This window comes from Serratia sp. CY44782 (assembly GCF_052168715.1).
Taxonomy (GTDB): domain Bacteria; phylum Pseudomonadota; class Gammaproteobacteria; order Enterobacterales; family Enterobacteriaceae; genus Serratia; species Serratia nevei.
Window position 1 is genome coordinate 1 of record NZ_JBJNME010000034.1, and the last position, 1,006, is coordinate 1,006.

Annotated in this window: 1 protein-coding gene; it reads left to right on the plus strand. The window is 63.7% G+C overall.

All coding sequences use genetic code 11. The features are described from left to right. On the plus strand, window positions 1-1,006 hold a 1,006-nt coding region (locus ACJ8HT_RS24105), incomplete at both ends, for a polyketide synthase (protein ID WP_442520147.1).

Here is a 1,006-nt window from a genome sequence, read left to right on the forward strand (position 1 = left end):
GGCCGGAGCCTGCGGCGGTGGCGGCGGTGCGGCAGAGAACGGAAGAGCCGATCGCCATTATCGGCAGCGCCTGCCGGTTGCCGGGCGAGGTCTATTCGCCGGAAGAGTTCTGGCAGATGCTGCTGGCCGGCACGGACTGCGTCAGCGACATCCCGGCTTCCCGGTTTGATATCGACGAAGTGTACGATCCGGATCCGAATGCCGTCGGGCGCAGCTACACGCGTCGGGGCGCCTTCATGAGCAAGGCGGAAAGCTTCGACTATGAATTCTTCGGTATTTCCAAAGGAGAGGCGCGGGTGATGGATCCCCATCAGCGTTTGCTGTTGGAGGTCACTTATGAAGCGTTCTCTTCCGCCGGCTATGAAAAACCGCGGCTGCGCGGTGCGGCAATCGGCGTCTTTGTCGGCGTGGCGAATCAGGATTGGATGATTGTCACCGGCGAAAAAGAGGCACACAACCCGTTCTTCGGCGCGGGCGTTTCATCCTCGATTATTTCCAACCGCATGTCCTATCTGTTGGGGCTGACCGGGCCGAGCATGACGCTGGATACCGCCTGTTCTTCTTCTCTGGTGGCGGTCGATCTGGCGGTTGAGAAACTGCGGAGTGGCGATTGCGCCGTTGCCGTCGCGGGCGGGGTGAATGTCATGATGCATCACCGCACCTTCGTCGGTTGCTGTGCCGCCAACATGCTATCCCTGTCAGGACGAAGCGCGGCCTTTGATGAGGCTGCGGACGGCTATTGCCGCGGCGAAGGCGTTGGTGCGGTGGTGCTGAAGCGCCTCAGCGACGCGGAGGCCGACGGCGACGCCATTCTGGCGGTGATCCGCGGAACGGCGGTGAACCAGGACGGACGCAGCGCGACGATGACGGCGCCGAATGGCGGCGCTCAAGAGGCCGTCATCACGCGGGCGCTGGCGGAAGCCGGGCTGCGCGGCCAGGACGTGGACTACATCGAATGCCATGGCACCGGCACGCCGTTGGGCGATCCGATCGAGGTGGGCGCCCT